Origin of the sequence: Mucilaginibacter sp., assembly GCF_036383575.1 — a bacterium.
In the GTDB taxonomy this organism is placed as follows: domain Bacteria; phylum Bacteroidota; class Bacteroidia; order Sphingobacteriales; family Sphingobacteriaceae; genus Mucilaginibacter.
This window is the reverse complement of sequence record NZ_DASVOB010000341.1, coordinates 1-6,308: the sequence shown is the minus strand read 5'-3', so window position 1 is coordinate 6,308 and position 6,308 is coordinate 1. Positions and strand designations below refer to the sequence as shown.

Annotated in this window: 6 protein-coding genes; 5 read left to right on the top strand and 1 reads right to left on the bottom strand. The window is 44.0% G+C overall.

Annotated features, from left to right (window positions below; genetic code table 11):
- Positions 1 to 1,186: 1,186 nt before the first annotated feature.
- The 5 genes from VF500_RS11695 (at position 1,187) to VF500_RS11675 (ending at position 5,500) form a co-directional block, all read left to right on the top strand.
- Positions 1,187 to 1,345, top strand: a complete 159-nt coding sequence (locus tag VF500_RS11695) for a hypothetical protein (protein WP_330859837.1) — start codon at positions 1,187 to 1,189, stop codon at positions 1,343 to 1,345.
- A 132-nt stretch (positions 1,346 to 1,477) separates the two neighbouring features.
- Positions 1,478 to 1,984, top strand: a complete 507-nt coding sequence (locus VF500_RS11690; protein WP_330859836.1) for a nuclear transport factor 2 family protein — start codon at positions 1,478 to 1,480, stop codon at positions 1,982 to 1,984.
- Between the two features lie 162 nt (positions 1,985 to 2,146).
- Entirely contained in the window at positions 2,147 to 3,160 is a 1,014-nt protein-coding gene (locus VF500_RS11685; protein WP_330859835.1) for an LLM class flavin-dependent oxidoreductase, read from the top strand.
- 156 nt (positions 3,161 to 3,316) lie between these two features.
- A complete protein-coding gene (locus VF500_RS11680) occupies positions 3,317 to 4,051 on the top strand; it encodes an acyl-CoA desaturase (RefSeq protein ID WP_330859834.1) in 735 nt (244 codons plus the stop codon).
- A 192-nt stretch (positions 4,052 to 4,243) separates the two neighbouring features.
- Positions 4,244 to 5,500, top strand: coding sequence for a pyridoxal phosphate-dependent aminotransferase (locus tag VF500_RS11675; RefSeq protein ID WP_330859833.1), 1,257 nt, complete (start codon positions 4,244 to 4,246; stop codon positions 5,498 to 5,500).
- 174 nt (positions 5,501 to 5,674) lie between these two features.
- On the opposite strand, the gene VF500_RS11670 is transcribed toward VF500_RS11675, so the two are convergent.
- A partial coding sequence (locus VF500_RS11670; RefSeq protein ID WP_330859832.1) for a C-terminal helicase domain-containing protein occupies positions 5,675 to 6,308 on the bottom strand: 634 nt, incomplete at its 5' end.

Sequence of the window (6,308 nt, the reverse complement as noted above, 5' to 3'; positions counted from 1 at the left end):
GGCTCAAGGTAATAAAAATGTTGGAGGAGATTGGGATAGATTTGAGGGCGTTTTTGAATTAGAGGGACTTTGTAATTGATCAATGTAATTAAGAAATGGAAAGCAGATGTCATCAGTGTTTAAATCCGGCGAACGCTGAAGGTAATGACAAAAGAGGGCTGGTCGGCATGAGCCTGTCGAAGACCCGTGCGTAATGTCCAGCCCACCATGCTTCGACAAGCTACCCATGACATGATAAATAAAGAATGTTCCCGTCAGCAGGTAAGCTTCGGCTGAAAACGGGCTGAACAATGGTGGCCTCGAGCGCAGGAAGGGGCATAGCAAGTTTTTGCAGAAGCATTGGGAAAGCGCGAGCACAGCGGGGCAAAATAATTGCAGCCCGTGGTTCTGCCCGCTTTGCAGGGCAAAGGCCTTGTGCGTAAAGAAACCTATCTGCTGACTTGAGTTACTCACTGTTGTTTTTAGGGATGGTGTCGTTATCTCGCTATGGCTCGGTCTTGGATACTTTTGTGTCAAGACAAACGGCGGAGCCTTCTTGAGCACCTAAAAAAAATGAACAATAGCGAAAAACGTATCTGGCCCCGCACGGCCAAGAGCGCGACGATGTTAGTTCATAGAAAAAAGCCTTTTACCTGCCTGTCGGGGATTGCTTCGTGCCTCGCAATGACGTGGTGGAGATGTCATTACACCTTCAAAGTTCGCCGGATTTATACACTTAGTATGACCCCTATTTTAATTATGTCACGGCTCGGCACTTGACGGAATATGCACACCAACCGGGACTTCGGCTTACCTTTGCAAACCGGTCATGTGGTTACTTGTATTTAGGATGGGGCTGTATCACAAATTCAATTGACCACTTTTGGTGTTGTGTTACCTACGAATAGAAATTTAGCCGATGATATTAATACAAAAAGGGGGTTAACATATTTTTTGAAAGAAAAGCATTTAATTGGCTGATTGTTAGATATATAAGTAAATGTTAACCCTGGATTGTGTTAACCCTGTTAACCCTCTTTGACCCGTCCGGAAATAGCTATACAGATTTGTGAGTAAATCCTATTCTAACTATACAAGATTTTTGTTAGTAAGGGCAATCGAGGCCCGAACTATATATATCGCTTAAGTATCTGAATAAGTTAAATGCCTTGCAATCTCCCGGCAATTAATCGAATTACTACCCGGCTTGTTTATATTTTTAGGCAGTATACCAAAGGGCGGCGATTCACTGAAAGCGCCATCGCACCATACGCCCCGTTTTTATATTGATGAAAGCGGTTTTACTTTGGGCGTAAAAGCTTTGTGCAACCTTACCATCGACTATATGAATGCGAAAGCTAAATAAGCTATGCAACGCCTTGCCGGCTCTTTTATATTTAAAGCTGAAACAATAGCGATCAAAAAGTATTTTTACACAGGCTTATTCGTATATTGAACGGCCTTAATATAAAACACGAAGTTTGAAATTGTTAAGATCATGAAAAAGCATTTATTACCCCTTTTATGCCTGTGCATGTTTATGAGCAGTTTGCCTGTTATGGCAGCTCCGGCAAAAAGAGTGTTGCCTGCCGATACTGTAGCTAAATTAAAACCCGAGGTTAAGCAGGTTGTCGAAACAGTAATAAAAGCTTCAGGTACTTTTAATATTGAAGCGGTATCTGATCTGTATGCGCCTAACGCGGTTGTGGCCGATGAACAGCCCCCTTTTTCATGGAACGGGCAACTGGCCGGTGTGCAATGGATAAATTCGGTACAAAAGGCGGTTAAAGATTTTAAGATCAGCGATTTTAAGGTTGATCTGCAGCGCATCAAAACTTTTCAGCAAACCGAAGAGATCGTTTACCTCGTAGCCCCCGTGGAATATACAGGCCTTGTAAACGGCGAGCATTTTGAAGAACAGGGCGCTTTTTCATTTGTATTGAGGATAGTGAGCGGCAAATGGCTCATTAAAAGCCAGGCCTGGGTGCCGCGCAATGGCTTATGATATGCATAAATGCCGCGCCTTTAGGTCTATTCAAGTGAGTATATGAGCTTTCCGCTTTTAGCATTCTGCTTTTAGCTTTTATAATAGTAATCCCAATGCCATAAAAGCCGGAGTGTAAAGCCCGCCTGCAACCCGATGCTTATTTTTGTGTTCACAATATATATGAGCACAAACAAGATCAGACTGAGCGTGCTCGACCAGTCGCCGATAAGAAAAGGCGCTACTGCCGAGCAGGCCATACAAGAAACCATACAACTGGCAAAATATACCGATACCCTGGGTTATACCCGCTTCTGGATTTCGGAACATCATAATATGGGTATCATAGCGGGTTCAACGCCTGAAGTGCTATTGGCCCACCTGGCCGGCGAAACCAAAAACATGCGCATGGGTTCGGGCGGGATCATGATGCCTAACCACAGTACCCTTAAGGTTGCCGAAAACTTCAGGATGCTCGAGGCGCTGTTCCCCGGGCGGATAGATCTGGGTATGGGCCGTGCGCCGGGTACCGACAGGATCACGGCTGCCGCACTTAATCCTTCAAACCAGTTCAGGGAGCAGGATTTTGTTGAACAATTGGCCGATCTGCAAAATTACTTTCATGATACCTACGAGCCGGGAACTATACAGGCGCGCATCAGGGCTATCCCGCAGGTTAAAACTGTACCTAATATGTGGCTGCTAAGCTCAAGCGGGCAAAGTGGCCTATTTGCGGCGCATTTTGGCATGGGCTTTTCCTTCGCCCATTTCATTAACCCCAATGGTGGCCCCGAAAGTGTTAAAATGTACAAGCAACGTTTTCAGCCATCAGATGACCTGCAAAAGCCCGAGGCCAATGTGGCCGTATTTATTTTCTGTTCGGAAGATGCCGAAAAAGTAAGGCAGCACCAGGCCGTAATGGATCATCGCTTTCTGCAGTTTGAAAAAGGCGGGCCAATTGTTCCGTTAAGTTATGATGATGTGAAGGATGTGGAATACACTCCTGCCGAACAGGAGCGTATTCGCTATAACCGTTACCGCGTAATTGCCGGTTCGCCGACCGAACTGAAACTGAAGTTAGCCTGGCTTGCCAATGATTATGAAGTGGATGAAATTATGGCAGTTACCATTACCGAAAATTTTGAAGACCGGCTGGAATCGTACCGGTTATTGGCCCAACAGTTTGAATTATTATAATCCCGGTAAAATAACTTTTTTGAGTAAATGCCGTTTCTATACCAGAAGCGGCATTTTTTGTTGGTGCCGCTATCATTATTCACATATTAAAAACTTTATAAGGCTTTAAATTGTATCTTTGGAAAGATTATAAATAAGTCTATTTTCTACAATTCAATGGTTATTATCATATTCTTCATAGCGCACTGGTTTCTGTCGCTATTTTTTCAAACGTTCTTTCTGCACAGGTATGCATCGCACAAAATGTTCACTACCAATAAATTTTACGAAGGCACATTTTACCTGCTCACTTACATTTGCCAGGGTTCATCATTCTTAAACCCAAGAGCATACGCTATTATGCACCGTGAACACCACGCGTATAGCGATACCGAAAAAGACCCTCATTCGCCACATTTTTTTAAGGATGTTTTCCAGATGATGATCTACACAGCCAAAAGCTACAGGCTGCATGTAAAAAAATTGAAAGAACCCGAAGAGCGTTTTAAGGGCAATATTCCTGAATGGCGTTTTGTTGATTTTATAGGATCATCAGTTGTATCCCGTATTTCATTCGGCATTTTATACATTTTGTTTTACGTGGAATTTGCTACCGCGTGGTGGATGTTTTTGCTGATCCCTATCCACTTTTTAATGGGCCCAATTCATGGCGCTATTGTTAATTGGTGTGGTCATAAATACGGTTATCAAAACTTTGATAATGGCGATAAATCAAAAAACACTACCCCGTTTGATTTTTTAATGCTGGGCGAACTTTTCCAGAATAATCACCACAAGCATCCTAACAGGGCCAATTTTGGCGCTAAATGGTTTGAGATAGACCCGGTTTATCCCGTGATGAAACTCATGCACTGGATGCGGATAATTAAACTGCGTAAAGCTTACTTATAAGCTGAAAGCCGAAGGCAGAAAGCTAAAAGCCCAAAGCTTAAAGAAAAGAATTTGACAAAGGCCTAAAGCCCGGAAGCTAAAAAGCTTTCAGCTTTAGGCCTTTTGCTTTTAGCTCTTAGTTTTGCTTTCAGCTTTCTGCCTTCGGCTTTCAGCTTCTTTCCCTATCTTTGCCGCTCATAAATACATAAATCCATGAGTGTTTCTTTATTAGCTCAAAATTTACATGGCTCGGAGATCATCAAGATTGCGGGCGAGATCAACGAATTAAAACGACAAGGCCAGAATATCGCCAACCTTACTATCGGCGATTTCGACTCTAATATTTATCCCATCCCAACTCCGTTAAAGGATAAGATCATTGACGCATACAATCATAATCAAACTAACTACCCTGCTGCCGATGGTATGCTTGACCTGCGCCAAAGTGTAAGCGGCTTTTTAAAAAGAAGCTTAGGTCTTGAATATGCTCCTAACCAGATCCTGATCTCGGGCGGCTCTCGTCCGTTGATCTATTCTATATTTTTAGCGGTAGTTAACCCGGGCGAAAAAGTGGTTTTCCCTGCACCATCATGGAACAATAACCATTACAGCGATCTGCTGAATGCCGATGCTGTGATCATTCCTACGGCTCCTGAAAATAATTTTATGCCTACGGCAGATGATATCCGCCCACACTTAAAAGGAGCAGCTTTACTGGCCCTGTGTTCGCCTTTGAACCCTACAGGTACTATGTTCAGCAAAAAAGATCTGGAAGAGATCTGCGACCTGGTAATAGCCGAAAACAAGAGCCGTACTGCAGGTGAAAAGCCACTGTATTTATTATACGATCAGATCTACTCGCAATTAACTTTTGGTGAGCATAAGCATTACGATCCGGTAACCCTTCGCCCTGAATTAAAGGATTACACCATTTTTGTTGATGGCGGTTCAAAGTGTTTTGCGGCTACAGGTGTTCGCGTAGGTTGGGGCTTTGGTCCGGAATTGGTTATCGAAAATATGAAAGCTATTGTAGGCCACATGGGGGCATGGTCGCCAAAGCCGGAGCAAATGGCTATGGCCAAATTTTTGACCAGTGAAACAGATGTAAACACTTACCTTGAAGATTTAAAAGGAAAGATCCAGGCCAGCCTGACCGCACTGCATGAGGGTTTCCAGGAGATGAAAGCCAGTGGTTTAAATGTAGACTCTATTGAACCTATGGGCGCTATTTACCTCACCCTGAAAATAGATTACAGCGGCAAAACCACTCCGGATGGCAAAGTGCTGAAAGATTCGGCAGATATCAATTTTTACCTCATCAAAGAGGCTGGAGCTGCCTTTGTGCCATTCTCGGCCTTCGGTACCGGCGATGAAGTGAACTGGTTCCGTGCATCGGTAGGCGCAACTCCGCTTAGTGAAATTGAAGCTTTGATACCAAGGGTGAAGGCGGCGTTGGCTAAGCTGAAGTAATAATTAAATAAAAAAAAATGTCATTGCGAGCGTAGCGTGGCAACCGCATACTATACAGAGCGGCCATGCTTCCGTGCGATTGCTTCGTGCCTCGCAATGACATGATAAAATAAGAAACGTCGATGAGTTACACTCATCGACGTTTCTTATTAAGCCCTTTCCTAAAGGATGGGCTTACCCTAATATCTCCTTAATATCCTCGGCCGTAAGCGATTTAATAAAGCTTTCTTCTGTTGTGATCAAGGCTCTTGACAGGCTCAGCTTACGTTGCTGCAGGGCCAGGATCTTTTCTTCAACCGAATCTTTGGTGATAAATTTATAGATGAACACGTTTTTGGTTTGGCCGATGCGGTGGGTGCGGTCAATGGCCTGCTGTTCAACGGCAGGGTTCCACCATGGGTCAAGGATGAATACATAGTCGGCTTCGGTAAGGTTAAGACCTACGCCGCCTGCTTTTATCGAGATCAGGAACACGCGTGTTTTTTCATCCTCCTGAAACTGCTTCACTACATCGCCGCGGTTTTGGGTACTGCCATCAAGATATACGTAAGGAATACCAACACGCTCAAAATGTTCGCGGTAAATGCTCAGCTGTTTTACAAACTGCGAAAATATAAGCACTTTATGACCGCCATCAAGCACGTTGCCTAAAGTATGTACCACATCCTCAAATTTGCCGCTGTCGCCCTCGTAATCCTTATCTATCATGATAGGGTGGTTGGCAATTTGCCTTAGCTTGATGAGCCCCTGTAATACCTGGATCTGTGTTTTGGCGAACGTGCCATCCTCCAGGCTTTTCAGCAATTCG

Bases quoted from the DNA above. Each gene is read 5' to 3' on its own strand.
- VF500_RS11690 (WP_330859836.1), top strand. From the start codon at position 1,478: ATGAAAAAGCATTTATTACCCCTTTTATGCCTGTGCATGTTTATGAGC.
- VF500_RS11685 (WP_330859835.1), top strand. From the start codon at position 2,147: ATGAGCACAAACAAGATCAGACTGAGCGTGCTCGACCAGTCGCCGATA.
- VF500_RS11680 (WP_330859834.1), top strand. From the start codon at position 3,317: ATGGTTATTATCATATTCTTCATAGCGCACTGGTTTCTGTCGCTATTT.
- VF500_RS11675 (WP_330859833.1), top strand. From the start codon at position 4,244: ATGAGTGTTTCTTTATTAGCTCAAAATTTACATGGCTCGGAGATCATC.